Source organism: Enterobacter sp. 186315, from assembly GCF_053290175.1.
Map to the genome: position 1 here is coordinate 68,821 of NZ_JBPTTK010000017.1, position 24,967 is coordinate 93,787.

25 protein-coding genes and 2 pseudogenes are annotated in these 24,967 nt (G+C 48.5%); 3 read left to right on the plus strand and 24 right to left on the minus strand.

Annotation, left to right across the window (positions count from 1 at the left end; genetic code table 11):
• Positions 1 to 19 precede the first annotated feature (19 nt).
• Genes ACSVHP_RS17420 through ACSVHP_RS17440 form a run of 5 tightly spaced genes read right to left on the minus strand, consistent with a single transcriptional unit; the run spans position 20 to position 10,329 of the window.
• A complete protein-coding gene (locus ACSVHP_RS17420) occupies positions 20 to 1,378 on the minus strand; it encodes an McrC family protein (protein ID WP_447552558.1) in 1,359 nt (452 codons plus the stop codon).
• Entirely contained in the window at positions 1,375 to 3,357 is a 1,983-nt protein-coding gene (locus ACSVHP_RS17425; RefSeq protein ID WP_447552559.1) for an AAA family ATPase, read from the minus strand. The genes ACSVHP_RS17420 and ACSVHP_RS17425 overlap by 4 nt, the downstream gene beginning before the upstream one ends.
• A gap of 29 nt (positions 3,358 to 3,386) precedes the next feature.
• Complete coding sequence (locus tag ACSVHP_RS17430; protein WP_447552560.1) at positions 3,387 to 6,635, minus strand: type I restriction endonuclease subunit R; 3,249 nt, start codon at positions 6,633 to 6,635, stop codon at positions 3,387 to 3,389.
• Positions 6,632 to 7,969: a restriction endonuclease subunit S gene (locus tag ACSVHP_RS17435; protein ID WP_447552561.1), complete on the minus strand. Its 1,338-nt coding sequence runs from the start codon at positions 7,967 to 7,969 to the stop codon at positions 6,632 to 6,634. The genes ACSVHP_RS17430 and ACSVHP_RS17435 overlap by 4 nt, the downstream gene beginning before the upstream one ends.
• Entirely contained in the window at positions 7,969 to 10,329 is a 2,361-nt protein-coding gene (locus ACSVHP_RS17440) for a type I restriction-modification system subunit M (RefSeq protein ID WP_447552562.1), read from the minus strand. Before ACSVHP_RS17440 ends, ACSVHP_RS17435 begins: the two co-directional genes overlap by 1 nt.
• A 137-nt stretch (positions 10,330 to 10,466) precedes the next feature.
• Here ACSVHP_RS17440 and ACSVHP_RS17445 point away from each other — a divergent pair, with 137 nt between their 5' ends.
• Entirely contained in the window at positions 10,467 to 10,967 is a 501-nt protein-coding gene (locus ACSVHP_RS17445) for a HigA family addiction module antitoxin (RefSeq protein ID WP_447552563.1), read from the plus strand.
• Between the two features lie 211 nt (positions 10,968 to 11,178).
• On the opposite strand, the gene ACSVHP_RS17450 is transcribed toward ACSVHP_RS17445, so the two are convergent.
• From ACSVHP_RS17450 to ACSVHP_RS17485, 8 genes are all read right to left on the minus strand, one after another.
• Positions 11,179 to 12,198, minus strand: a complete 1,020-nt coding sequence (locus ACSVHP_RS17450) for a hypothetical protein (protein WP_447552564.1) — start codon at positions 12,196 to 12,198, stop codon at positions 11,179 to 11,181.
• Between the two features lie 7 nt (positions 12,199 to 12,205).
• Positions 12,206 to 12,856 (minus strand): hypothetical protein, encoded by a 651-nt coding sequence (locus ACSVHP_RS17455; RefSeq protein WP_447552565.1) that lies wholly within the window; start codon positions 12,854 to 12,856, stop codon positions 12,206 to 12,208.
• A complete protein-coding gene (locus ACSVHP_RS17460; RefSeq protein WP_447552566.1) occupies positions 12,853 to 13,278 on the minus strand; it encodes a DUF7706 family protein in 426 nt (141 codons plus the stop codon). Before ACSVHP_RS17460 ends, ACSVHP_RS17455 begins: the two co-directional genes overlap by 4 nt.
• A 28-nt stretch (positions 13,279 to 13,306) precedes the next feature.
• Positions 13,307 to 13,897 (minus strand): hypothetical protein, encoded by a 591-nt coding sequence (locus ACSVHP_RS17465; protein ID WP_063943538.1) that lies wholly within the window; start codon positions 13,895 to 13,897, stop codon positions 13,307 to 13,309.
• A gap of 13 nt (positions 13,898 to 13,910) precedes the next feature.
• On the minus strand, positions 13,911 to 14,135 hold the full coding sequence (locus ACSVHP_RS17470) for a hypothetical protein (protein ID WP_447552567.1): 225 nt from the start codon (positions 14,133 to 14,135) through the stop codon (positions 13,911 to 13,913).
• Between the two features lie 85 nt (positions 14,136 to 14,220).
• A complete protein-coding gene (locus ACSVHP_RS17475) occupies positions 14,221 to 15,984 on the minus strand; it encodes an HNH endonuclease (protein WP_447552568.1) in 1,764 nt (587 codons plus the stop codon).
• Between the two features lie 84 nt (positions 15,985 to 16,068).
• Complete coding sequence (locus ACSVHP_RS17480) at positions 16,069 to 16,440, minus strand: cell envelope integrity protein TolA (protein WP_447552569.1); 372 nt, start codon at positions 16,438 to 16,440, stop codon at positions 16,069 to 16,071.
• Complete coding sequence (locus ACSVHP_RS17485) at positions 16,437 to 16,598, minus strand: hypothetical protein (protein ID WP_447552570.1); 162 nt, start codon at positions 16,596 to 16,598, stop codon at positions 16,437 to 16,439. The genes ACSVHP_RS17480 and ACSVHP_RS17485 overlap by 4 nt, the downstream gene beginning before the upstream one ends.
• Positions 16,599 to 16,786: 188 nt before the next feature.
• Between ACSVHP_RS17485 and ACSVHP_RS17490 the strand changes: the two genes are divergently transcribed.
• Complete coding sequence (locus ACSVHP_RS17490) at positions 16,787 to 17,038, plus strand: hypothetical protein (protein ID WP_447552571.1); 252 nt, start codon at positions 16,787 to 16,789, stop codon at positions 17,036 to 17,038.
• Positions 17,039 to 17,298: 260 nt separating this feature from the next.
• Complete coding sequence (locus ACSVHP_RS17495) at positions 17,299 to 17,457, plus strand: hypothetical protein (RefSeq protein ID WP_447552572.1); 159 nt, start codon at positions 17,299 to 17,301, stop codon at positions 17,455 to 17,457.
• Here ACSVHP_RS17495 and ACSVHP_RS17500 read toward each other — a convergent pair.
• The 11 genes and pseudogenes from ACSVHP_RS17500 to ACSVHP_RS17550 form a co-directional block, all read right to left on the minus strand.
• Positions 17,454 to 18,067, minus strand: a pseudogene (locus ACSVHP_RS17500) (Fic/DOC family protein). The gene ACSVHP_RS17495 and the pseudogene ACSVHP_RS17500 sit on opposite strands and share 4 nt — an antisense overlap.
• A gap of 3 nt (positions 18,068 to 18,070) precedes the next feature.
• The gene (locus ACSVHP_RS17505; RefSeq protein ID WP_447552573.1) at positions 18,071 to 19,387 is read right to left on the minus strand and encodes a tyrosine-type recombinase/integrase; all 1,317 of its coding nucleotides are present in this window, start codon (positions 19,385 to 19,387) and stop codon (positions 18,071 to 18,073) included.
• A gap of 332 nt (positions 19,388 to 19,719) precedes the next feature.
• Entirely contained in the window at positions 19,720 to 20,376 is a 657-nt protein-coding gene (locus ACSVHP_RS17510) for a DUF799 domain-containing protein (RefSeq protein ID WP_447552574.1), read from the minus strand.
• Between the two features lies 1 nt (position 20,377).
• The gene (locus ACSVHP_RS17515) at positions 20,378 to 20,725 is read right to left on the minus strand and encodes a DUF4810 domain-containing protein (RefSeq protein ID WP_417313163.1); all 348 of its coding nucleotides are present in this window, start codon (positions 20,723 to 20,725) and stop codon (positions 20,378 to 20,380) included.
• A gap of 12 nt (positions 20,726 to 20,737) precedes the next feature.
• Entirely contained in the window at positions 20,738 to 21,415 is a 678-nt protein-coding gene (locus ACSVHP_RS17520) for a CsgG/HfaB family protein (RefSeq protein ID WP_447552575.1), read from the minus strand.
• 562 nt (positions 21,416 to 21,977) lie between these two features.
• Positions 21,978 to 22,238, minus strand: a complete 261-nt coding sequence (locus ACSVHP_RS17525; RefSeq protein ID WP_447552576.1) for a hypothetical protein — start codon at positions 22,236 to 22,238, stop codon at positions 21,978 to 21,980.
• Between the two features lie 3 nt (positions 22,239 to 22,241).
• Positions 22,242 to 22,658, minus strand: a complete 417-nt coding sequence (locus tag ACSVHP_RS17530; protein ID WP_447552577.1) for a hypothetical protein — start codon at positions 22,656 to 22,658, stop codon at positions 22,242 to 22,244.
• Between the two features lie 149 nt (positions 22,659 to 22,807).
• On the minus strand, positions 22,808 to 23,350 hold the full coding sequence (locus ACSVHP_RS17535; RefSeq protein WP_447552578.1) for a hypothetical protein: 543 nt from the start codon (positions 23,348 to 23,350) through the stop codon (positions 22,808 to 22,810).
• 161 nt (positions 23,351 to 23,511) lie between these two features.
• Positions 23,512 to 23,739: pseudogene (locus ACSVHP_RS17540) on the minus strand (VENN motif pre-toxin domain-containing protein); the annotation flags it as partial.
• A 44-nt stretch (positions 23,740 to 23,783) separates the two neighbouring features.
• Entirely contained in the window at positions 23,784 to 24,041 is a 258-nt protein-coding gene (locus ACSVHP_RS17545; RefSeq protein WP_447552579.1) for a hypothetical protein, read from the minus strand.
• Positions 24,042 to 24,050: 9 nt separating this feature from the next.
• Positions 24,051 to 24,967, minus strand: a 917-nt coding sequence (locus ACSVHP_RS17550; protein ID WP_447552580.1) for a VENN motif pre-toxin domain-containing protein, incomplete at its 5' end; no start/stop codon positions are given.

Here is a 24,967-nt window from a genome sequence, read left to right on the forward strand (position 1 = left end):
TTACTTCTCCCTCATCTTTCTAACACTCAAAAAATGCGTGGCTATTTTGTTGTTCGTCATAAGTGGTTGTCGGGTCATCACCAGGGAAGCAACGGAACGAATCCTGCCACTCGCCTTTTACCAACTCACCAGATTCAAGGTCAAAGGGCACACACCATAAAGATAAATCTTCGTCAAAACGGAACACCGGCAATGGCGTAGCAAAGTACTGATGACACGGATAAATCAGCATCATATCGCCTTTCCCATGGAGATACTTTTGCCCATAGGCGAACATCTGATACAGGTCTGTCTGGCTAATTTCATACTTTCTCAGACTATCGGCAGCTCTGCTATCCAGAAGCTTCCATTTAGCATCCAGAACCACGGTCTGCCCGCCGGTGATAAGAAAGTCTGGTTTAAGCATGAACCATCGTTGAGATGAATTTTCGCCAACTGGCACATGCTCTAACAAGTACTGGCTCTTAGTCTGTTCTATAAGTTTGTAATCGTGATGCAACGCACCGGCCAGACCGCATCCTACCCAGCTTTCATATAACCTCTCCATAGGGAACAACAGAGAAATCCCCTGATGGGATCCATGTTCAAAATCTGGATTCATCTGCTCAAGAATGAGTTGGCACCACGGCTTTATGGCTCGATAGCCGAAGAGATATTTGCCGTCACTCCATTGCCTCAAGGGTTGTGTTGTACTGCCACAAATAGGCTCGATGCCATCCAGTTGGTGGCTAAGTGAATTTGCCTGCCTCCAGCTCTGCCCGTGCCTGGTCATTTTAAGTGCCCAATCCAAAGCCGTCCGTAGAAGACGGTTTTCGATGCGCTGCGGCGAAAACTCGGCATAACGCACATGAAAATGAGTACCTCTGCCTGGAGGCATTCTCATTTGCGCAGTGACATTCAATTGACCACGGATGAACGCGCTATGTTCGTCCTCGATAAGCTGATAATCGAAACGCAGCCCTTTACGCACTAAGTCAGCAAGATGCCGCAAAAACTCACTGATTATCCATTCATGCAGAGGCTGGTCACTCCGCTGCAATGCCGCCTGGTTCGCCTCACGGGGTGTAATACCTAAAGAGGCACTTAGCATTCGGCGTAAAAGCTGACGCAGGGGAACTGCCTCAGTTGGCGCTTCAATTGTTGTTTTTGGCAGAATTTCAATTGACTCGCCATTCGGAGATTGTAGAAAACCGACATAGCTTCCCAAACGCAAAAACTGCTTCCCTTCCTGGCTTAGAATTTGAGAGGTACCACTCCACGTTTGTTGCAATTGCTCAAGCCAGGAAAAGGTTGCCTCAGAGACAATTCCCAAATCCATACTGGCCGGTTGAGAACTATCACAAGTCAGCAGAGCATATTCCCGGACCTGGATCATCATGCGACAATACCCTGATAAGCTTCTGCCGACGCGAAAGCACATTCATTGATGCGAAAACGCCTGTCAGACAAACTATCCGCAATAGCTTTCGGGAATAGTGCAGAAAATGCCGGTAGTTGTGCTGACTGCTGCAATAGAATAAAACGGTTTTCTTTCGCTTTCACCGAGTCATTAAGCACCCAACCGATACGCTCATAATCATCAAAGAAATACTCTCTTAGCAATGGAATGATTTTGTCCTGGAAGATGCTGGCAAGACAGGCTTCACGGTCGGCATTATTTTCTAATTTCTTTAGTGGCATAAAGTAAGCATGACCAATCATATGCTCACTATCCAGCAGCGCTTCGATACGCTGATTAATGCGCGTTAGCAACTGTGCAGCATCAACGCCAAACGCAGTGATCCCAGCTAACAACTCCGGTCGGGCAGGCATTTCTGTAAAGCTAAAGCGGCGTCTTAATGCCAGGTCCATCTGAATGAGCGATTTATCAGCAGTATTCATCGTCCCAATCACATAAACATTTTGCGGTACTGAGAATGTTTGTTTCGAATAAGGGAGCATCAGCGACCGTTCATCATCAGCCCCTTGACGTTTGTCTGCCTCAAGAAGCGTAATTAGCTCACCAAATATACGCGCAATATTCCCGCGATTGATTTCGTCTATTAACAGTACATGTGGGAGATCCTGACTATCGACATTCTCCACTGGAGCCAACAACTGGGTCAATTTTTCACGATCAATCGTCGTATCCTGCAGTTCATAAAGGGTCATCTGAGATAACGACTTGATGAAAATTTGCTCTTTAGGAAGGCTTGGGGTGTATGTTCTTAGCCATTTCACAGAGCGCATCTGATGGTAATATTCGCGCTCATCATTGGGTAAATAGCTGTACTCACCCGTAATTTCGGCGATAGCACGGAACTTGTGATTTCCATCAGAAACGACGACTATATCGCCATTCTTAATAATATTTTTGAAGGTATTTACGGCAACTGCCATGTAGTTACTGGTGCCTTCCAATGACTGTTTTTCAGATGCAATCCGGGCTTTAACTGACTCATAGGTAGAGCAGTTACTAAAATCGATATCTTCTCCCCAACCTAGCAGGACATAATTATTTGCCAGGCAATCCTCATACACATCCTCTTCTCCGCCCATGGTATTACCCAAAGACATCTTCCAGATCCGCCGACCGTTGAGTGAGATAGATTGTGTTGCACTCCCCTGAACCTTAACCCTGGCATTCAGGCACAGCTGTTTAAAAATACCATCCACAACTTCGTAGCGAAGCATGCCCGATTTTTCATCAGTCGTCGCGCGAATCCCTTCGATAAAATCTTCATAGGAGAAGCTCTGGTGGAAGGTGGTAAACATAATGCGCTGCTTTTCTACCAACGCCTTATAGCGTTCTTTTACCAACTCCCGTAAGTCATTACCATGATGTTCCCGCGTGGTCTGTTGGTACCACGCATTATCGGCAATTTTGACCGCCATTTCGGTGGTGCTGTAGGTTTTACCCGTGCCTGGTGGCCCAAAGAGAATCTGGTTTAAGGGGTACATTGGAGATTGTTCCTTGTTTTGGTTGTCTCTTTTTATTCCGGGTTGGGTGCCTGAAGAGGGTTGGCCACCCAGCAAAGCCACCAGCGCCTGTAACCCTTCAATAGATTCAACATCTGCCGCAAAACCATATTGGGACGTACCATTATCTTTCGGGTAATGGCGGTAACTGGTGTTTTTTACTTTTTCCCAAAGGCAGTGGATACCCGCAATACGATCAATGTCCGCCTTTACGGCAAGAGTTTCTGGAGCAAGAACCAATGGGCTTTTGCTAACAACGCCGTCCGGACTGCGTTTGACGTACAGATACTTTCCATTCCCGAGCGCATGCTCGGATGCATAACTTGGCTCGAATTTTCCAGCCTCAAGCCGGTAACCCAATTCATTCAACGCCTGGTAAATCTCCAGAGAATTCAGCATTTCCTACACCACTCCTTGATGAAAAAGCGTTAAGCCCCTTTCAACATATCAAACACCACGCGGGCAAAACCCTTCGCCAGTTCAGGGTTAGAGAGGTATTGCACCATCATCTCCTGCTGGGCGTCGTTGCTGTCCATCACAGCATCATCAATGGCTTTCGGGAAATCGCCCAGCATCGCCTGCTCACGCGTGTTGTTGGCAATCTGCGTCATCACCGCCTGGTTTTCTGACAGCTTGTCGCGCACCGCGAAGGCATAATTGATCATGTCTTTATCGGTCAGATTATCGGTGACGAACAGCTCGTTCAGGCGCGCCAGGATATTCGACAGAAACTCTTCTTTCTTGTCCTTCGGCTTCGCCGTACCGACATCATTCCCCGGTGTGATTTTGTATTCTGCCGCATCTTCCTGCAGCTTTAGGTGCTGTTCGTGAAGCTTCGACAGGCGATAATGGCTCATCTCCACGTTGCTTAAATCAATCTCATCTTCTTCGATACGCTGCTCATGCAGCAACGGACGCAGATGGCGGGCAAACAGGCTTAGCTTTTCCAGGTTCTTGTCATCGTAATCGACGATTTGCGACATAAACTCGTAAAAGCGGACAAAGCTGCCGAGGTCTTTCTTGAAGATATCCAGCTTACTTTTTTCTTTCTCGCACTCTTTGAAGCTGTTTTCCGCATTGGTGATTAGCACAACATCGCCGGTCTTCTTGGTGCGTTCGAAGATCGCTTTGGCCTTTACATACTCGTCAATCGCCGAGGTATAGCGTTGTTTCCAGCGTTGCACCGCAGGTTTGCAGATATTACTAATGGCCGCGTTGGATTTGTTTTTGCTGAAGAACGCTTCGCAGAACTGCTCCACTTCGTTCCACAGGAAAATGCCGCTGGTACGCAGCTTTTCAAACAGTTCAAAGACCTGTTGCGGGTCGCTGACATCCGTCAATTCTGCGGTCTGGTAGTACGGCTGGAAAGCGCCCAAAATCTCGTCGGGCTCGTTCCAGAAATCGAGCACAAAGGTACCAGACTGCGCCTTTCCAGGATAGGTACGGTTCAGGCGAGACAACGTCTGTACGCACTCCACGCCGCCCAGCTTTTTATCCACATACATGGCGCACAGTTTAGGCTGGTCAAAACCGGTCTGAAATTTGTTGGCCACCAGCATCACCTGGTAGTCGTCGGTATCAAACGCTTTACGCATATCCCGGCCTTTAAGGCCTGGGTTCATATTGATTTCGGTGAACTTCTGATTAAGCAGCGCAAGGCTGTTGTGGTCATCTTCATGGAATTCCACTTCCCCGGAGAACGCCACCATTGCGCTGATCTTGTCGTACTTTTGCTCTGCGATGTATTTATCGAACGCCAGCTTGTAGCGCACCGCCGCCTTACGCGAACTGGTCACCACCATCGCTTTCGCCTGGCCGGCCAGCAAGTGCATTACATGCTTGCGGAAGTGCTCAACAATCACCTTCACCTTCTGCGACACGTTATGATCGTGCAGCGAGACCCACTGGTTCAGTTTGATCTTCGCTTTCTTGCTGTCCACTTCCCGGTCAGGATCGTCCAGCTTTTGCAGCAGCTTGTATGCCACCTTGTAGTTGGTGTAGTTCTTCAGCACATCGAGAATAAAACCTTCTTCGATGGCCTGGCGCATGGAGTAAACATGGAACGCTTCTGGCTTATTAGTTTTTGAAGCCGGTTCCAGTGGATTAGGACGACGGCCAAACAGCTCCAGCGTTTTGGCTTTCGGTGTGGCGGTAAAGGCGTAATAGTTGAGGTTGTTGCTGCCTTTACGCGCGGCGACAGTGGCATCCAGAATGTCTTCTGAAGACATCTCCACATCGTCATCCGCCTCTTCGGTCATCAGCACTTCTTTCAGCTGTCGCGCCGTAGAGCCGCTCTGCGAGGAGTGCGCTTCATCGGCAATCACCGCGTATTTGCGCTGTTTGAGGCTGATGCTGTTTTCAATCGCCTTCAGGACAAACGGGAAGGTCTGAATGGTGACGATAATAATCGGCTGCGAGTTTTCCAGCGCGAACGCAAGCTTGTCTGATTTAGAGCCGTCGCCTTCTTTGTTGTTGATCCGCCCGACCACGCCATCCTGATGTTCAAACTGATAGATAGTGTCCTGCAGCTGATCGTCAAGCACGGTGCGGTCCGTCACCACAATCACCGAGTGGAACTGCTTCTCGCCATTCTCATCGTACAGGCGGGAAAGCTGGTGGGCCGTCCAGGCGATAGAGTTCGATTTGCCTGACCCGGCGCTGTGCTGAATCAGGTATTTATTGCCGGTGCCTTCCACTGTGGCGGCAGTGATCAGTTTGTTCACCACGTCCCACTGGTGATAGCGTGGGAAAATCAGGCTCTCGCTTTTGTACTTCAGGCCAATGGCGTTTTCTTTTTCTACGATTTGCAGATGCACAAAACTGGCGAGAATTTTCAGCAGATTGTCCGGCAGTAGCACCTCATTCCACAGGTAGCTGGTGGCGTAGTCGTTGGCATCTTCCGGTATATCGTTTCCCGCACCGCCGTCATGGGTGCCTTTGTTAAACGGCAGGAAGAAGGTTTTATCGCCCTCAAGTTTGGTCGCCATAAACACTTCGTACTGGCTGACGGCAAAGTGCACCAGCGCGCCGCGTTTAAAAGTCAGTAGCGGCTCGGGTTTATTGGTGCTAGGGTCCTTCGGCAAACGCGTTTTCTTATATTGCATAATGGCGTTTTGCACCGTCTGCTTAAATTCAGACTTTAGTTCGAGCGTTGCTATCGGCAGGCCATTGACGAACAACACCAGGTCGATGCGCCATTTCTTTGCCTTAACGCCGGTTTCTTCAAACGCGGCGTTTGACGCATGCGGGCTGTAAATCAGCTCCGGCACAATGCGACAGATATTCTGTTTGTAGCGCGTCAGAGTTTCCGGATTGAGGTTATGTTCCGGCCTAAATTGGCACAGGGAAAAACGCGCATTATGGCTTTTGATGCCATGACGCAACACGCCGAGCGTGCCGTAGGTGCGCGAAAGCATATCGGTGGCGTTGATATCCGCTTTTTTCAGCTGCGCCACCAGCACATCAAGAAAATGACGTTCGGTATCCGAAGGATAAATTTTGGCAAACTTCTCCCATTCCTGCGGCTGCGTGGTCTGCACAAAGGCCAGTGTATCCTGCGAGTACAGTGCACGTTCGCGATCGTAGCCGTCGGTTTTTCCACGAATCCAACCTCGATCTTCCATCTGAGCGATCATTTCATCCTGGAAAATCAGCTCTTTGGTGCTGTCCATGCTCATGCGGTGGCCTCCTGTGGCTCCTCAACATCCTGTGTGTCCGGGGCAACCCAATCACGGACGTCGATTTTTCCGGTGACGGCGGCGGAGATAAGGGCGGTTCGGCGTTCTTGAAGTAAATCCATCCCTTCAAGAGCATTTCCAATTATACACTCATAAATATTACGCATATTATCAATATGATTATTGATTTCGACTTGTTCTTCGAAAGGAGGTATTAAAAGAATCCCCTCCTTAATATTATCCTGGCCTATATTAGGGTCTTTTCTTGTACCAGCCGCATCTATCATCCAAAAAGGCCGATAAAATTCATAATATTTATGTAAAAAATCTGGCAATATTCTTCCACACGGTAAAACACCACATACGGCTTGATTTATTGTAGATTCAAAGCGTAGGATAGCATGCTTGCCTATAGAACCCGCACCTCCATACATACCTAGCAGCACACTTCCCACCGGCAGAATCGAACATGCAGTATCATTTACTGCTTTTGATGTAATCCTAATTGGTGTGTCGAAAAGCTCACCATTATTTAAATCTGTAGTTCTAATCCATGGAATATGACCATCTTCATAATAAATTTCAAATTTAGAAGTCATTGGTGTTCCACCACTAGTAGTTCGACCGACCCACTTTAGCTTAGTTATTCCCCAATGCTCTGGCACTTCCCCCAACCATTCAACACCAGAATCTTTCATCGGCACATTAGGATTTAGCCCTTTGGTGACGGCATGGCTAATCACTGCCTGACACTTTTCTTTCAGAAGTTCAATCAGTTGCTGTTGCTTCTCGATCAGGTTATCGATTTTTGCGGTTTCGTGATCAAGGAAACATGCAATTGCATTACTCTCATCATCTGCCAATTCAGGGATAAGGATATTCTTCATTTCAGAAGAGTTTGTGCTCCAAAGGTCTGCAACAATGCCTTTACCATAGCGGTAAAACTCTTCCTGGAACGGATAACTGCGGAGTAAATGGTGTGCAAATTTAGGGTTTATTCTTTTAGGCTCCATTACAATGCTAATTAATGAAACAGACCCAATAAGTTGAGACACTCCCGAAGAGCCCTTCCTATCCGAACGGCTATTAATAACAAAATCATTTTTCAAAACCAGCTTACGATTATCCCCTGCATCTGTTTTAGCTGCAGTATCAATTTGGGGGACAATACCCTGCATAGTTACAGATAAAGGAGGATAGTCTTTATCACTAACTTTATCTCTTCTTTCCTCAAAAAATTGACCAAGCCGTTTAATATTCCAGTGAGAGGGTACCATCCCCAACCACTCAACCCCAGAATCCTTATATTCCGGATACGCCTTATACTTAGCCATCAGGAATGTACCTCCTGCAGCAGCTTCATAATCTCGGCGCTGACCGCATCCAGATCGGCATCAATTTCCTCCAGCGGGCGCGGCGGCTGATAGACGTAGAAATGGCGGTTAAACGGAATCTCGTAACCGACAATCCCCACTTCGTTATCTTTGGCATCGCGCTTATCTGCGTTGATCCAAGCGTCATTCACGTGCGGCAGAACTTCAGACTCGAAATAGTTTTCAATCAGGTCACTGGTGGACAATGCCGTGTTCAACGGCACGTTCTCGTTATCGCGTAACTCACCGTCTTGTTCAAACTCAACCACTTTGCCTTTATATTCAAACGCACCGTACAGCGGCTGAGCCGCTTCTTTCAGCACTTTTTTCACAACCGGCTCGGCATCCGGTTTTTTGGTGGTGATAGCGTCGATAAACTGCTTATTCTCTTTCGCATCCAGCTTCACGCCAGCCGTTTTGATAGCCCCTTTCAGGGTCGACTGGAACTGATTGAAGTCATTGCTCACCAGCGTTATACCACCCGCCTGCGCACCCAACGCTGTCTGAATCTGCTGTGCCTTTTCCATCAATCCGCGATGTGCCAGCCACAGTTTGCTGTCGAGCAGGTCTTTAATCTGTTTCTCTTTCAGCTCTGCAAATTCGGCTTTGATGATGGCGCGTGCTTCTGCTTCCAGTTCGGCGAAATCACCATAGGTTTCGTCCTGCCACTGGGGTGCGAACTCTTCATACAAACGCTCCATCGGCGCGCTAAACGGCTTCGGCGCAAAGCGCAGAGTCGCAATGGCTTCATCTGTCACCTGAGCAGATAACCGCAGCGGACGCTCAATGGTCAGGCGGCGATAGCCAAAGTCGGTGCTGTTAAAGATTTTGCTGGCAAAGGTTTTCGGCGCTTCGGTTTTGGCGGTGGCAGGTTGGCGGCCACGGTTAGACTTTTGCTCGGCGGCTTTTTCCAGACCCAGTTCTTCCAGGGTTGTGGCATCCACCACCTTAAAATCACCGAAGGTCTGCGTAATCAATTTGATATCGTCATCACCCATCAGGTTACGCTTGGAACCCAGCGATTTACGCATTTTGCCGCACAGGTTGGTGCCATCAATCAGCTGTACTTTACCTTTACGCCCAGGCGCTTTTTTGTTGGAGAGGATCCAGACATAGGTGGCAATGCCGGTGTTGTAAAACATATCCGTTGGCAGCGCGACAATGCCTTCCAGCAAATCGGCTTCCAGAATGTAGCGACGGATTTCGCTCTCACCACTGCCCGCCCCGCCGGTAAACAGTGGTGAACCGTTAAGGATAATCCCGATACGCCCGCCGTTGCTCACGGAGCCATCCATATTGTGGCTGTCGCGCATTTTGCTGATCAGGTGCATCAGGAACAGCAGCGAGCCATCGGATACACGCGGCAGGCCCGGGCCGAATCGACCGTTAAAGCCTTTCTGCATATGTTCGTCGTTAATCTCGCCCTCAATCTTTTTCCAGTCCACGCCAAACGGTGGGTTAGAGAGCATGTAGTCGAACTGGTCCAGCGGCAGCTGGTCGTTAGAGAGGGTGTTACCCAGCTTAATGCGGCTGACGTCCTGACCTTTGATCAGCATGTCGGCTTTACAGATAGCGTAGGATTCCGGGTTCAGTTCCTGGCCAAAAGCACGCATGACGGCTTTAGGGTTCAGCTCGTGCACATATTCCATGCCAGCAGAGAGGAAACCGCCGGTTCCGGCCGTCGGGTCGTAAATGGTGCGGATGATACCGGGCTGCGTCAGGGCTTCATCATCTTCCATAAACACCAGCGAGGTGGTCAGACGCACGATATCGCGTGGGGTAAAGTGCTCACCGGCGGTCTCGTTGGAGCTTTCCGCAAAACGACGGATAAGTTCTTCAAACACCAGGCCCATTTCATAGTTGGAAATTGCTTTCGGGCTGAGATCGGTGGTAGCGAATTTCTTCACCACTTTGAACAGCAGATTGGCGTCTTCCAGCAGTCCGACAAACTCGCTGAATTTGAAGTGTTCGAAGATTTCACGTGCGTCCGGGGAGAACGCCTGTACGTAGCTTTCCAGGTTGGCTTTGATGTCGTTCTGCCCCATCTTGCCCAGATCCATCTTCGAGGTATTGAAGAAGGAGAGCCCGCTGGCGCGCAGCAGAAACTTCTCTTTGGCATCTTCCGGCAGTGTGCTGGTTTTTAATTCATCATATTTCGCCACAACCGCGTCTTTAGTCTCTGCCAATACACATTCAAGACGGCGCAGCAGCGTAAAGGGAAGGATCACGCGCCCGTACTGAGACTGTTTAAAATCACCGCGCAGCAAATCAGCCACCGACCAGATAAACGCAGCCGTTTGAGAAAAGTTAGTGTTAGTCATGAAGCCCTCGGAAGAGATTGCAGCCATCGAGCAAAATGCTCAGGCAAAATTCAATTTTGGAATGCAGTGCGCAAAATAATACCCGCTACGAAGACTATCGCAAACGATACAGGACAAAGAAATGAACGGTGGCCAGAATGAGCGTATTACCCACGGCCTATACTCCTCGATTACAGGTTAGAATGGCTCAAAACCCCATTTCTGATGACCAGGCTGGGCACCAGAACACGCTTGTAAATGGAGCCATCGTCATGCCAACTGATTATGCCTACGAACGGGCCCGCCAGGCTAAGCGCAGAGCACTACGCTCCTGCTCTCGATGGATGCAAGGCTGCGAAAATTTGCAAAGCCCTGTCCCTGCAGAAAGAATCAGAGGGATTCTTGCCCTGAATGAAATAACGCTGACCACTTTCGCCAGAGCGATGAACATGAGTCTTTCGGCCTGCCATTATCTGGTGTACGGCAGCTCGCGGATCACGCCAGAAACCGCCGTTCGGCTCAGCTATGTATTAGGCGGAACGCCCGAGCACTGGTTGAAAATGCAAAATGATTACGAATTACTGCAGATCAAAGTGGATAAACGCTCACTGTCACGTCTGGTCGTAACGATGTTTAATTCCAATAAATCATATAGTTGAAAGTAAATTACTGAGCGAGAACAAGCGGATCATTTTCCAAAATGATCATCAAAACCCACTGAAAAAACCAATACAAAAAATGATCCCCACCTGCCAGCCCTTGCTGTGACTGGCTTTAACTGTAGTGATCACGTTTCACCGGATGTGAAAAACGCGACCGGATACGTTTTTTTACGAATGATCTGGGCGATTGTATTAGTCAGCACCTTAACTACTGTAATTCGCTATATCGCCAGCGATAACCGGCATTGGTTTCCCGTTTACCTTTGCAGACAAGGCAAATTTTAGAAGCAGATGCGCCTGGTGTTGCCGCTGCCGCAATTGGTACGGTATCAAACAGGATTTCCGTACCATCAGGATCTATCCGGATCACCGGTCTACTCTTTGTTTTTACTTTTCGAACTTCGACGACCACCAGCGTTTTCCCTGCAGCAATTTCTTCTGGCGTGGCATAACGTGCACCATACCCACCAGCAGAGCGCCTTTTACCATTGGCCACCATTGAGAACTTGCCATTTGATACGCCTAAAGCGCGGTTAGCATCAGCCACTAAAGGCCAGTATTGTTGATACCCGTCACTGAGCCGGATAGTGATTAGCGGCCTGCCCCAGGCCTCATTCACTTTCGCCATACGACTCGCCGCCCATTCCGGATCAGAATGATATTTATCACGCATCGTAGCTTCGCGCCGGGCTAATACTGCGGCAGTCATTGAAGACTGTAGTGTTTCACCCATGCGCTCGCGTTCACCTTCACGCTGCCAGCGGAGTGCTTGAGCTGCCGTCAGCTTATCTGCATGGCCATTAGCCTGCCGCTTCACCAAACCAGCCTGATTACGCTCTATCCATGTGGGATCAATACTTCGCAGCATCATGGCTTGCTCTTTGGCATGGTTATACATTTCTGATGTTACGCCATCAGTTATATCCTGCCGACCACTCCCCTTTTTACCGCGTTTATCCAACATCATGGCATAGACAGCCTGCCAGGCGGGTGCTGTCTCTTTCCAGCGAGCATAGAGACGATGAGCGGTATAATGGTGCCAGGCAGTCAGGCGAACAGTTAAAGCCTCCAGATAAAGCCGGTTATGATGGCGGAAAATAGCTCGCTGGATTATGTGATGGTCTTCGCCGTAGCAATTTGATGCAACAGGATGAACTTGTGCCCACCAGATAAGATGTTTGTAGAGCTGACGCGGGTTCATCGCATCAGTTTGAGGGTTATAACTCATTTTGTGCTCAACGCTGTTCTCCGATCGCATAGCCCTGCTGATATGCGTCCAGATATGCCCCGCCGTTATACTGAATCCAGTCTGGTGCGGCCTTTTTACGCTGGTGGCCATCATTACCGCCGATAGCACAGGTCATATAGAGCTCGCCTGCTGTTTTGTTGAATTCCTGGAGGGTGACGGTTACGCCACGGGGGATCGCGTTCTCAGTCAGCGTGCGGGCAATGCCTTCGCATTCCGGCATCGATATTGCCGGTGTGGTGTTTGTTGGCTTAGGCTTCGGTGTGGGCTTTGGCTCATCCATGCCGGTGTAGCCGTTCATTACCGCCCAGTACAGGCTATAACTCATCATTCCCGCGAATCGGGAGCCGCGAGAATCGCCTTTGAAATGGCTGTCAGACCAGCCTTGAGAGAGCGTATTCGCCTTGCCCTGGAGCGCGGCGTAACCCAGCGTGTCAAATGTCTTACCCTGCTCGCAAAATGCCACCAGCGCGGCGCTGTACGTTTTCGGGTCGGCCTTGTATTCCGGGTATTGCGCCAGCTCAGTGAGCGCCTGCGCGTTGATTGGCTTAGAACAGTCTTTGTGTTCGCCCAAGGTGGCCGCGTGCGCTGCCGGGGTGAGAACGGCCACCAGCGCGGTGGCAATGAGTAAACGTTTCATCGAGGTTCCTCAGCGCGGCGCGTAGCCAACATCAGCAGGGCTTTACGCAGCAGCTCCAGCGCATCCATCATCAAATAACATTCACGATCATCGACTGCGCTATTACGCACATCTGAGAAGGGGATCCGCTTAACGAGCTGCGCCAGCGCCATCATGTGTTCTTTCGGTAATACCAGCTCAACGGTCGGGAAATCGCGGGCTTGCTTCTCTGCCCGGTAGGTATCGCGCTGATCGCACGCAAACGCGTACATTTCTGCGATGCCGGAGCCAGAGTACAGCGAGCTTTCCCGTGTGCCGTCCTGGGTATGCAGGCGCAACAGCACATTGGTAGCAGATTGCGCGATAGAGAAATCATGCCCAGCGTCAACGTGGTGTTTGATGCTGGCACGGATCAAATCTAAATGCTCCTGGTTCTGTTTCATTGCTGCTATCTCCATTTCGATATCCCTTTTATTTCCCAAACATGCGCCGCTGCAGGCGTTTGAAGATACTTTCTTTGCTGTATTCTTCCTGGAGAGCTTTAAACCCTTCCTCGTCGTGCTCAGCGATGATTCTGGCGGCTTTTTCATCCAGTTCTGCGCTGATAGCCTGACTCTCTTTTAGCATGCCGGACGTCGTATTGTTGAAACTACTTGTGGCCTTTTCCATAGCCTGATCAGCTCGTTCGCGCTGTTCTTCTTTCGTCGGAGCGCTTCGGATCCATTCGTTCTCTTTTTCAATCCGGGCAAAGATGGCTAATTGCTCTGCGTCCACTAAACGGTATCCCTTAAACCCAGGTTCCCAGTGGCAAGCAAGCGGGTAATCATTGATAAACATGACAGGCTTTCCGCCCATACGGCGTAAACTTTCACGGCGCATTTCCAGCTTTTCAGACGACGGACTGAATTGTAGGCGAGGGAATACAGGTGAGATACCAGCATCAGCGGCAAGGCTTGCGGCAACCTTCTTTTTGTTCTGATAAAGCTCATCAATAACGACAATCACCGGTTCGTTACTGCTTCTGAGTGTCTCCACGAGCTCGCTATACATCAGATCTTTCATATTTCACTGCCTCTCAGAGATTCGTCCAGGACTTGCCACGTTTTTTTAGCGCCAGGTGTGCCATGTAGACCAGCACAAGCACCACGCCAACCAGCAGTGCCATTTGCCACATATAGGCATAGTTCAGGCTCATCGCGTAGTCGGTATCACGGGGGATAAGCCGCTGCATATATGCAACCTTCTGCGCATCGCCTGACTCTGTGCTATCTGAAAGCAACCAGATAGCCAGCTTATCCATAGCTACCAGGCTGAAAGGCGCAGCCGTGAAGCAGCAACCCATGATCACTGTGCTAATGCCGCTTTTTGTGATGAAGCCCCACCCTTTACCGTGCGCCCACGGCAGCACCTTCCAAAGGATTAGAACAGCAGGCAAAACAAAAAAGAAAATGACGCGCCAGGGGATCAGGTGCATGGTTACACTCCAAAATATTAATGAATTCCTGCCAGCGAACCGCCAGGCGCTCTTTATCCAGCTCCCACACCAGCGGCGTGATCACCTTCCCTTCGTATTCTTCCCACTCAATGCCCGGCGCAAAGTGCACTGTCATAGTTTCGGGATTGATGCCCATCTGCTTACGGTCAAACAACGTATGGAACGTTGGCGACATCAGGATCCCATTACTGGCGTTGTAGCAACCATGAATAGCGTCCTCAATATGCGCAGCATGAAGATGCCCATTCAGCTTTTTGTCGGTTATGGCGCAACGGTCGCCAAAATTATGCAAAACAAAGGCTCTGAATTGTTTTTGAACACGCGGGTCGCGCTGTGTGGTCGTAATCTGTTTGCTTTTGCCCACCAGCTCGATATCAGCCGCTGTAAGAAGCGGTAAAAGCTTAGGGGTAGTTACGGTCGGTTTTGTTGGGATAGTCGTTTCTGATGGCGTTTGTGCGGCCTGCGGGCGCGTTTCCTTCTCATCCTGGCGCATCGCCAAAAACTCATCAACAGGTGGCTTTGGCATGTGCGGATTCTGGCGCAGGCGTTCGTCCAAAAAGTCTTTGAAAATCTCAATCAGCTCAGCAGGAATGTGCATCATGACGGCAGGAAGCTGACTTATCGCTTCTACGCGTTTACGACGCTCCATCGCCTCAACATCCGGGCGTAAAGATTCATTTTCAGCGCTACGGTTGTGCAGACTATTGGAATTACGGATAAGCGCTAACCATTCCGTTCTGGCCATCTGCTCTTTGGCACGGAGTTCTTCTTCTGTGAGCTCAACTACAACCTGCTCCGGCGTAACGATTTCGGGCTTAAGAGTGATGTTTTCCGGCTCAGGCTTAACTTTTTCGATGATCGGTTTTACAACTTCGGCTTTTGGCTCAGCTTTTACAACCGGCATCAGCCCTTCCATGTAGGTTGCCAGAACACTAAATTTCGTCTGACCAGAGAGCAAAGCCATCGCAATGCGGGTGCGCTCATGTTTGAAGTTTCTGCCGACGAGACGAGTTAAATAGGTGCGAAGGATATCGCCGTTTGGCTGGTTAAAATTACGGTTATAGAGGGCAAATTCAGGCTTGTTAGCCAGCCCTTTTGCCGTAATAAACAGCATGTTTTCCAATCCAGGATAAACAATATTCACCTTTGCATTCTTAGGCAAAATGAGCTGAATGCGTCCTTCTATCTGCCGATCGACAACAAGCGGCAAATCAAATTCGCGGCAACCCATAACCAGCTCACGGGCAATATCGACAACCTTAATCTTTTTCTTTCCACCCTCTGATTTTTGGTTCTTTCTGGCGATCATGTACGAGCGAACCTCATTTCCGCCAGGGAATGCGAAATAAGCACCATACGCGGGTTTTTCGGGGTTGCCAGCAATCATCAACGCGATGCGCTCAATAGCCATGCTATCGGGAATGACGTAAGTGCTTTCACGCGCAATGAAACGGAAATTATGTTTACTGCCATCGTCGAGGGTTTTGGTGATGTTACAAGCTTCACCGACGCTCATCCCTTTAACAGTTTGGGTGCGCAAAGCACGAGTTGTTGGGAAGCCCGGATGAGCTGCAAAGAATTCACCCAGTACGCGATAAGCTATCTTTTTTTCGCTGCCTGGAGTGCTATATATAACGCCATATTCTAAAGTCATTTCGTTCACATCCACTTAACTAGATCACTAACGACGCGCTATACGTGGCTCTATTTGGGGATGCGCCCCATCGCTTAAAAATGGTTAAAGATTGATATCGATCGGCACGCTTCGAAAAAGGCGGTATTGTTCGTCGTTAACGAAAACAGGATATTGTGTATATGCCAGCGCGGTGATCGCAGCTTCGCACAAATCTTTATCACCGGATTCAGGCCAGGCGCTAACGAAACGAGCGTTACGGTCAAGATTGAGGCGCAGGGAGCACGTCTTGCCTTTGAAGCTGTACATGCCAGAGAACGCGCCTTTTACGGCCTGCTGAAAGCCTTCAACCCAATGCTGGTTCTGATTGTTGGCAGTAGTCACTTTCATAGATTCGGCGCGGGAGACGTTATTGCCATTCGTTGAACAGCCAGCCAGCATCACGCAGGCAAGTGCGAGGGGGATTAATACCTTCATTGCGCGTTTTCCACAAACTCAATACGATGCAACGACGACAGCGCAAAGCCACCGCGCTGGGCATAGGTAAAAGCCATTCCAAAGGCCGTTAACGATTCCTCAAGCGAGGTATTATTGAGGGCTTTTGCCAGCAGCTTTCCGGCTTTAGCTGTAGTCATGTGTTATCTCGAATATCTGAGTTTTGCGATTTCAGCTGGATGATGGAATAACGAGTCTGTTATCTGGTTTAATCTTTTTGGTATTGAATTTCTGCTATTGAGAATTCATCGATAAAAGGCCCAATCAAGAACGTAGGCTGGCAGTAAAATTAATCAGGAAATTATTTTTAGTAGCAGGTGCCGCCAGCATGGTGGCTGCCCTTTCCGCCATGTGGATGGGTGCCAGCAGGGCAAGCATTCGCCGCTCCAGTGAATGCAGCAGCCGCCAGAACGGTAATCAGGATAACTTTTTTCATTTATCGCTATCTCATTTTTTAGGAGATTCTCCGGCACTGCGGAGAATGACATTTATCTGCCTTGCAGAGTGGTTTCGTACAACAAAGCTGCGCAAATTTACGGCTGCTTTTGCCCAGCAGCAACTGAAAAAAGATACTCATTGAGAAAAAAGTACGGAACCCTGAGAAAGCAAAACCCTTTAGCTATTCGTGCTTTGAAAAGTTGTTTCAAAATCGACACAGCGTTAACAAACGTGGGCGGAAATGCCTCAACGTCCTTAAATCAATCTGCTCGTTGCTAAACGATTTCCAACTAGCCGCGCGCGCCACGCACCTACTATGCGTAAATGGTACAATATCGAGCCCCTCTTGTGAGCATTATCAGGTCGAACTAGAATGTAGGCATCAACTATGAGACGCTACCCATGACAAAGAAAACGGCACATCCAATCGTCACGAAGACGCAGCTTTTCCGCACCGTTGCCAGCTCGACAGCAATTGAAACCGGCGTTTCTGTGGAGAAAATCGAGCAGCAGCTCAAGCGCTTTCAGGCACAAGCTAAAGCTGTTGGTTTGGCTCGCTAATGAGGAAGAATATCGTTAACGAGCCGGATCATGGGTGCAAAGTTGCCCGATGCTCCAGCCTGAATCGCCTTGAAGTAAAATGCTTTATGCTCATCCCATAAGCTGTAATCCAGTACCCCAACACCCGCCTGAACCGCCAGTACATCAAAAAGTAAGCGCGACAAACGCCCGTTACCTTCCCGAAAGGGGTGGATCAAAATAAATTCCACGTGGCATTCCGCTAAAAACCAGCCAACTCGGCGCGAGACAATGTTTTCAATTCCGTGAAGCGGGAAAGGTATTGTTTTTCAAAGCCTGCGATCAGCAGCGGGATCCTGTCCGCAGCAGCAAACTGAAATCCATCTTTTGCAAGGTTAGCGTTACGGAGCTTTCCGGCCCAGTCGTATACATTACCTAACCATTTTCGGTGCCACTCGCGTATATACTCAAAACTCAACGTTGCAGGTAACTGATGGCTGATGAATAGCTGCTCATACAACATGAGCAGTAGCCCTGACTCCAACGCATCCATTTCAGCGGCATCGATAATCTCCAGCTTGTTCGCTAGAACTAAATCACCTGAACCGGGCTGATAACGTTCTTCTGCTGAATTAAGCTCATATTTTGACAAGCATTACCTCCGTCCGAACAAGTTCACTACATTGTGTTCCTGCTGTCGTTGATAGTTGTTGACCCGGTCTTCCCAAACCTCAAGCGCCCTGCGTTTCTCAGACAGATAATCATAACGGTCATAGTGTTTTGAGCTGACATCGTTCAAAGCGTGATTCTGGATACGGTCGCGGATCTCTTTGCTAATTCCCGCTTCCCCCATCAGAGTCTTACACGTGCGGCGCAAATCGCGGGCGGTGAAGACCTTAAACTCAGGGTTGAACGCGCGGAAATACATGATGGAACGCGCCAGACTATCAGTACGTACCGGCCGCTCGCCGTTGGTCGACAGAGGAAAAATATAGGGGCTGTTGCTTTCCTTAGTCAGCTCTTTCACCGAGGCTAATTCCTGTAATGCCGATTCAGTCAGCGGGATCAAATGTTCGCGCTTATTTTTCGACACATCTGCGATGACCAGAAGTGTTTTCTGCTGCCAGTCGATCGCACTCCATTGGCTGGCAATCATTTCGAATGGACGCTGCCCACCAGCATATACGCAGAAGCGAATCAGATGTTGCATAAGTGGTCCAACGTTGGTCGCCTGTGCGAACTGCTCCATGACAAAGCGCAGCTCTTCAAGCGTTAACCATGTATCACCTACTTTCTCCGCCGAAGACTGCTTCGGTATGGCTGAAACCGGATTCACTTCAAGACCGAACGTGATACCCACGCTGGTATTCATCGGATCGTTATCGGCTTTCAGGCCGTAGTTAAATGCCGCCATCAGGTAGGAACGAATTCGGTTTGCGTGGACCACCGCATCACGCTGGATAATGCCTGAGAGGATGGTTTTGATCTGCAGAGGAGTTACATCCTTCGCTTTGGTTTCTCGAGGGATAACCGTGTAGCACTCTTTTTCAAGACGCTTCAGTACATCGGCCCAGGTCCGCTTATTGTCGAGCTTCATCTTGTTAACGTAGCCATGCACCAGTTCTTCAAACGATCCTTGAGAACGGTGAAGTTGCATGATGTGCTGCTCGGCCAGACGTTGTTGCTCAAGCTCTTGCTGCGGATCTTTGCCCTCAATAAGCCAAGCACCATACTTTTTCGCCAGCTCATTGGCCGTCACCAGTTTCATCTCAGACCAGATACCCAACTGGATAAACTTCTCTTTCTTGCCTTTATCAACGTAATAGCGAAAGTAAAAAATCTTACTGCCTGAAGGTTGCACTTTTACGCCAAGCCGCCCTGCGCCGCGTTGGCCGCTATTACTCCACTCATAGTAGGACGTGCTTTTAGGCTTGAGCCCGCGTATTGCCGTATCCGTTAAATGCGTTGCCACGTCATCACCTGTTCATTTTCGCTTACCTGACCCAATCAAATTTTGGGTCAGGTAATGGGTCAGGTAACGATATTACTGCCGTGAACATTTAGGAACAAATCAAAACGATGACAAAGCCACAACACCATGATTTAAAGCAATTTTAAATACAAACCAGAACAAATCAGAAAGTTTGAGAAAAAAGGTATTCTATGACTCATAATCGCCTGGTCGCTGGTTCAACATATCCTGTTTCCAGGAGGCAGCTGGTGTTACGTTGCTGTCCATGCCAGGACCAAAACTCACAGGGTCACCAAAACGCTGGCGACCCCGATCGTAAAACTCAGTGAATTTTACAACTGCGTTTTATTGTAATTTGGCGAACGAGGGCCATACAGCAGACCCCCGTTTAAGCCTGCGCTGAACATTCGTGCGCCAGTCACCTCTGCAATATCATGAGCTTTATCAGTGGCTGAATGTGCAATTTGCGTGATCGCAGCCGTCAGCAAAATGCCGATCAATCCTCCGCCATTATTACTCTGACCCTCATTGGTCGATGCCGTTGCCCCGCCGGTCCATAACGCTTTACCCGTACGAGAATCCACCAGACGCGCAGTTGCTGTCACGCGCGTATCGCTACTCAGAACCTGATAAGAGGTACCGTAATCGCTAATTGAGATATACATCACGGCATCTGCACCAAAGGTCTCGTGCAATTTTTTAAGCGGGATGGCGCTGATATCATCCGGGTTAGTCACGCCATTCTGTTTGAATGTTTCGCTGACAACCGCAACCGGAAATACATAGTACCCCGACTCCGCCAGCGGCATCGTAACCACGCTGAGCAAACTGTTGCTGGCATTGACATCCGGTGACTGGTTTTTAGGTGGCAACACCAGAATGCTGCGCGGCTTGCTCTCCCGGAACGCTGAATAGTCCGTTGATTTATTATTCGCGGTAGTACAACCCGTAATTAAAAGCGCCAGAGCCAGAGAAAATAATCCTTTCATGTTATTGTCCTTTTATTTTCTTAGCCGTCAGGAAGTTGATATAAGACTCAGACTCCGGATACTGACTTTTTTCCGCATTAAACTCCGCCATAGCCAAATCTGCATTTCCGGTATTACCGTAAAGCATTCCCAGCTGAGCATGAACTCCCGGTGGAACGGGCTTATTATTTGCCTTCGACTGTTCAACCAACTTCTGCAACGTCGCGATTTGTTCCTGCGGGCTGGTTTTATTGGTATAGAATTCATAAAGTGAATCCTGATAGCCATTCCAGCTATACATTTTTTGTGGCGCGTTTGCAGCACATCCGGTCAGTATTAATATCGCTATACTAAGCATTACCTTATTCATTTTTAATTCCTTTTAATGCGTATTTCCTGGATTCCATGTGCCATTTCCAATGGCAGCAACCAGATTATTTACGGACTCCCGGATGGCCAGATCCAATACTTTGCCGTTTAACGTGGAGTCGTAGCTGGCGGTACCGCCGAAGCCAAGAATTTCGCGATTAGACAGCGTGTATTCCCCGGCGCCTTGAGTAGTGAACACCACTTCGGACGTTTTGACATTGACGACGACAAGGGCAACTTTGGCATAGGCAACCTGCGATTTTCCTCGGTCTAAAATACCAAACAGTGCTCTGTCGCCGGTTTCTTGACGACCAAATTCGGTGACATTGCCGGTAATAACATAGGTCGCACCTTTCAGTGACTGGTCTTTACCACTGATAGTCGCTTCAGTCTTAATCTCATCCATATTGGATCGATCCAAAACATTAAAGCGGCCTGTTTGCTGGAGATGGGTAACCAAAATTGTTTTTGACTGATTACCCAGTCGATCCACGCCATCTGAAAATATGCCATTCATATAGCTGGAACGGTTATCAAATTTCCCAACCGCTATAAGGCTACGCTGCCCCTGCCAGACCGTTTGCGCTGTTTCAACTTTAGCGACGTCAACAGAGCGAGAAGATTCCGTAGCACAGCCGACCAGAAGTAAAATGGTTAAGCTTAGAGAGCCTGTTACTATCCTTTTAATCATGTAGATTATTCCTTTAAACATTAACTAGACGAATATTCGTCTATTCATTAATTGCTGTGATGTTACAGTGTGAGTTTTTTGCGAATTAGTGTTAGTCGATGAGTTGTATTAGGTGAAACCTCCTCATGGTGTAATTATAGGGTGTAAAAGATTATATGGAACTGGAGACATTTAAATTTCGGACAATGCGCCAGAATAAATACCTAGTTTCAAAGAAGAAAAACATTCTTTCCTAATAAAAAAATAAAACAATAGCCTTAAACAATACTTAGCCTGCTAGTAATTTAGAAACCAACGTTTCACTAAGTTCGTCAACATTTTCCAACTTGATAAGCTTATTGACAATGGCTAATGGCTTTTACCGTTCTTATTTTTCTCAATGGTTTTTTCGAATTTGCCTGTAGAAGTAGCATCAGGGAAACTTTTCTCTAACGCATTTTTGCCCGCCAGCCCCGGACATTCTCGCTGATATCGTTGCGAACGAGCTGACCTTTGCTACTAAGGGCTGACGGGTAAAAAGAAGATCCCAACACAGAGGCCGGGATCTTCAGTTCAGGCAAGATCATTTATCGGGATCGACTGGTGGTTTTTTACGGGCGTTATATTCATCTATTATAGATAATACCCATGATCCAAGCCCTGCAGCAATACCAGCCACACCACTCATTTTGGCCAAATAGATAAATCCCTTCATGCCGAAATCAAAACCGTCCATATTTATCAGCATAACAACAACGTCAATAATAAGACCTAAAGAAAAGAAACATACCCAGCAATAAAATACAGTTAGGATAAGGTTAAAAAATGATGATTTCTTTTTCATTGATTATTCCTTTTCCATACTATCTTTCATTTTCTTATTGAAATACTCGAAGGTAAATGAACCACCAATTTCTCCAATGAAACCAGCAGAATTACCCGCATAGGGAGCAAGCAGGTCTGGCGCATACTTTCCAAAGTACCCCCCAGCCATCGACCCCGCAATAGCACCACCCTGACCAGTCAGGCTCGGCCCATCAGTCATAAATGCGCCTCCCATATTAATAAGAGTATTCCCTTTGATATTATAACCCGGAGCCAGATAACCAGCACCCGCCGCGACGGCTGCGCTGTAGTAACTAAACTCACTGCCTGGCGACATACTCATGTACTGGAAAGCCGAATTCGCGCCACCACCAATAATCGCCCCGGTAATACCTTTACCCACTGCGACTGTCGGTCCGAGATAAATGGCTCCAGCCATAAATACACCGTCCTGATAACCATCCACTATCGCCTTAGTGATATTTGCACCGTCTGGTAAATCGCCCTTCGCCAGTTTATCCAGGCCCGCCTGAGTTTCTTCCGATGTCAGACCATTGGCTGCCGCATTTATTATCGCGGCAAGCTATGTCATTTTTCCATGAGGGTAGCACTCAAACTCTTATACAACGCCTTCATTTTCCTGATGTTTTCCTCGTCATAAGCCATAAGAACATCTGGTGAAAGAGAATGGTAAATAATAAATACTAAATATTTTTTCCCTTCTACGTTAACAAATCTCACATCTTTACTGAGATAACCACCATACTTTTTAGTTTCCACAGCATCACTTACCGTTTCAACATCACCAGGTGAAGATTGCCAGACCAAAAAACGTTCGAACAAATCATCCCACGCTGGCAACAATGCTTTATTGGTATAACCGTGGTATCCCATACCACTACCTAAATCAGCAGCCAGCCTGGCATATTCAGGAGGGTCCTCGATACGAATCAACGTATTGTGTTGATTCGGATATTTTACTGCCAACTCTGGTGTAAGATCGATATAACTAATATTAGTACTGTAAAAATCGAAAGGCTCAATGCGTAACGACTTATAAACGGAATGACAGCTAGTAAGTAAAAATGAAGCTAAAATTATCCCAATAATAAAAAAAATAGATTTTTTCATATTCAACAGCCTTATAAATATTTTTTGGTTATATATCGTACTACATTACTCACAAACTCAAAGTTCGCGATGGACGTAGCTGTTCCTTCATCCCGCTTATCCCTGACCTGTTTTTTCAGTGATTCGGTGGCCTGCTTCGCAGCTTCACATGCCTAATCGCCTGAGAGCGAGTTATTCTCAACCGCATTCCTCCTCGCCTGCGCGCCCGCAGCCGCGGAAGAGGTACCGTTACCCGCCAGCCCTCCGGCCATCCCTGCCGATATCGTTGCCAGCGTGCTGACCTTCTGCTTCTACTCCTCCTTCAGCTTCGCCAGGTCTTCCACATCTTGGTAAAGCATACCGGCTATCGCTTTCGCAGCATGTTCCCTTGTAGCTGCACCCGCTGCTACAATGGAATATGCATCGCCGCAACGTCTCTGCCCAGGCTCTTCATTCAGGATTTGGGATCTGACGGGGGGTCTTTACGGGCTTTTTGTTCATCTAGTTTGTTAAAAATAAACGCCGCAACAGTAATAGCAAATGATGCTATAGCTGCCATTCTTAAACCGCGTGGGACCTCACTCCAGCTATAAGCAAAATCACCAGTAGCCCATAGAGAAATGAGAGCAATAACTATTCTATAACCAATAGCTAATACTGATAAAAGCACCATTGAATATGTAAAAAGTAGAAAATATCTAATTTTTTTCATTGAGTTCATCTAGTTATCACCAAACTTCTTAATTAAATCTTTGGTTGCATCATTTCCATACTCAAAAATATATGCACCTCCAATATCGTAAGCAAAACCTGGCAGATCTTTACCAATAATTTTACCCACACCCATTGGCGCAAACGTCCCAAACGCACCACCGGCCAGTCCTCCAAGAGCGGCTCCTGCCTGTGATGCTCCATTTAAACCATCTGAGAACCATGCACCTCCCATACCAATTGCAATATTGGCCGGAATATATCTTCCAGGTGCTAACATGCCGCTAGCAAATGCGGCGGCGCTGCTCCGGTAATTCCAACTCTCATTTTCATTACCGGGTTTATTCAGATTTTCCCACTGAAAATATCCGTTAGCGCCCTCTGCGATCGCGCCCCCGGCCACAACTTTACCCACTGACGCCGCAGGCCCCAGATACCATGCTCCGGCAATCATCACACCGTCCTGATAACCATCCACTATCGCCTTAGTAATATTTGCACCGTCTGGTAAATCGCCCTTCGCCAGTTTATCCAGCCCCGCCTGAGTTTCTTCCGATGTCAGACCATTGGCTGCTGCATACTGATTCCAGGAGGCAGCCGCATTTACGTAGCTGTCCATGCCAGAACCAAAGCTCAGCGCATTATTCTCAACCGCATTCCTCCCCGCCTGCGCGCCCGCAGCCGCGGAAGAGGTGCCGTTACCCGCCAGCCCACCGGCCATCCCCGCCGATATCGTTGCCAGCGTGCTGATAAGCTGCCGATCGTCCTCTCCCAGGTCACTGGCTTCTTTGCCCGGGTACAGGGTCGCCATTATCCCATGCGCAGCAAGCTCACCTACTCCCGCGCCAGCAGCCCCCGCGGCTACACTGTTACCCTGCATCGCCGCAACGGCTCCGCCCAGGATCGCGTGGGCGAGGATGTTTACCT

What these genes read in the sequence shown, in the direction of transcription:
- ACSVHP_RS17470 (WP_447552567.1), bottom strand. Translation starts at nt 14,135, where the DNA reads ATGGATAAGCTGGCTATCTGGTTGCTTTCAGATAGCACAGAGTCAGGC.
- ACSVHP_RS17430 (WP_447552560.1), bottom strand. Translation starts at nt 6,635, where the DNA reads ATGAGCATGGACAGCACCAAAGAGCTGATTTTCCAGGATGAAATGATC.
- ACSVHP_RS17425 (WP_447552559.1), bottom strand. Translation starts at nt 3,357, where the DNA reads ATGCTGAATTCTCTGGAGATTTACCAGGCGTTGAATGAATTGGGTTAC.
- ACSVHP_RS17445 (WP_447552563.1), top strand. Translation starts at nt 10,467, where the DNA reads ATGAGCGTATTACCCACGGCCTATACTCCTCGATTACAGGTTAGAATG.
- ACSVHP_RS17455 (WP_447552565.1), bottom strand. Translation starts at nt 12,856, where the DNA reads ATGAAACGTTTACTCATTGCCACCGCGCTGGTGGCCGTTCTCACCCCG.
- ACSVHP_RS17460 (WP_447552566.1), bottom strand. Translation starts at nt 13,278, where the DNA reads ATGAAACAGAACCAGGAGCATTTAGATTTGATCCGTGCCAGCATCAAA.
- ACSVHP_RS17485 (WP_447552570.1), bottom strand. Translation starts at nt 16,598, where the DNA reads ATGACTACAGCTAAAGCCGGAAAGCTGCTGGCAAAAGCCCTCAATAAT.
- ACSVHP_RS17475 (WP_447552568.1), bottom strand. Translation starts at nt 15,984, where the DNA reads ATGACTTTAGAATATGGCGTTATATATAGCACTCCAGGCAGCGAAAAA.
- ACSVHP_RS17435 (WP_447552561.1), bottom strand. Translation starts at nt 7,969, where the DNA reads ATGGCTAAGTATAAGGCGTATCCGGAATATAAGGATTCTGGGGTTGAG.
- ACSVHP_RS17490 (WP_447552571.1), top strand. Translation starts at nt 16,787, where the DNA reads ATGGTGGCTGCCCTTTCCGCCATGTGGATGGGTGCCAGCAGGGCAAGC.
- ACSVHP_RS17450 (WP_447552564.1), bottom strand. Translation starts at nt 12,198, where the DNA reads ATGAGTTATAACCCTCAAACTGATGCGATGAACCCGCGTCAGCTCTAC.
- ACSVHP_RS17480 (WP_447552569.1), bottom strand. Translation starts at nt 16,440, where the DNA reads ATGAAGGTATTAATCCCCCTCGCACTTGCCTGCGTGATGCTGGCTGGC.
- ACSVHP_RS17530 (WP_447552577.1), bottom strand. Translation starts at nt 22,658, where the DNA reads ATGGCTGGAGCCATTTATCTCGGACCGACAGTCGCAGTGGGTAAAGGT.
- ACSVHP_RS17520 (WP_447552575.1), bottom strand. Translation starts at nt 21,415, where the DNA reads ATGATTAAAAGGATAGTAACAGGCTCTCTAAGCTTAACCATTTTACTT.
- ACSVHP_RS17495 (WP_447552572.1), top strand. Translation starts at nt 17,299, where the DNA reads ATGACAAAGAAAACGGCACATCCAATCGTCACGAAGACGCAGCTTTTC.
- ACSVHP_RS17465 (WP_063943538.1), bottom strand. Translation starts at nt 13,897, where the DNA reads ATGAAAGATCTGATGTATAGCGAGCTCGTGGAGACACTCAGAAGCAGT.
- ACSVHP_RS17440 (WP_447552562.1), bottom strand. Translation starts at nt 10,329, where the DNA reads ATGACTAACACTAACTTTTCTCAAACGGCTGCGTTTATCTGGTCGGTG.
- ACSVHP_RS17545 (WP_447552579.1), bottom strand. Translation starts at nt 24,041, where the DNA reads ATGAAAAAAATTAGATATTTTCTACTTTTTACATATTCAATGGTGCTT.
- ACSVHP_RS17525 (WP_447552576.1), bottom strand. Translation starts at nt 22,238, where the DNA reads ATGAAAAAGAAATCATCATTTTTTAACCTTATCCTAACTGTATTTTAT.
- ACSVHP_RS17510 (WP_447552574.1), bottom strand. Translation starts at nt 20,376, where the DNA reads ATGAAAGGATTATTTTCTCTGGCTCTGGCGCTTTTAATTACGGGTTGT.
- ACSVHP_RS17420 (WP_447552558.1), bottom strand. Translation starts at nt 1,378, where the DNA reads ATGATGATCCAGGTCCGGGAATATGCTCTGCTGACTTGTGATAGTTCT.
- ACSVHP_RS17535 (WP_447552578.1), bottom strand. Translation starts at nt 23,350, where the DNA reads ATGAAAAAATCTATTTTTTTTATTATTGGGATAATTTTAGCTTCATTT.
- ACSVHP_RS17515 (WP_417313163.1), bottom strand. Translation starts at nt 20,725, where the DNA reads ATGAATAAGGTAATGCTTAGTATAGCGATATTAATACTGACCGGATGT.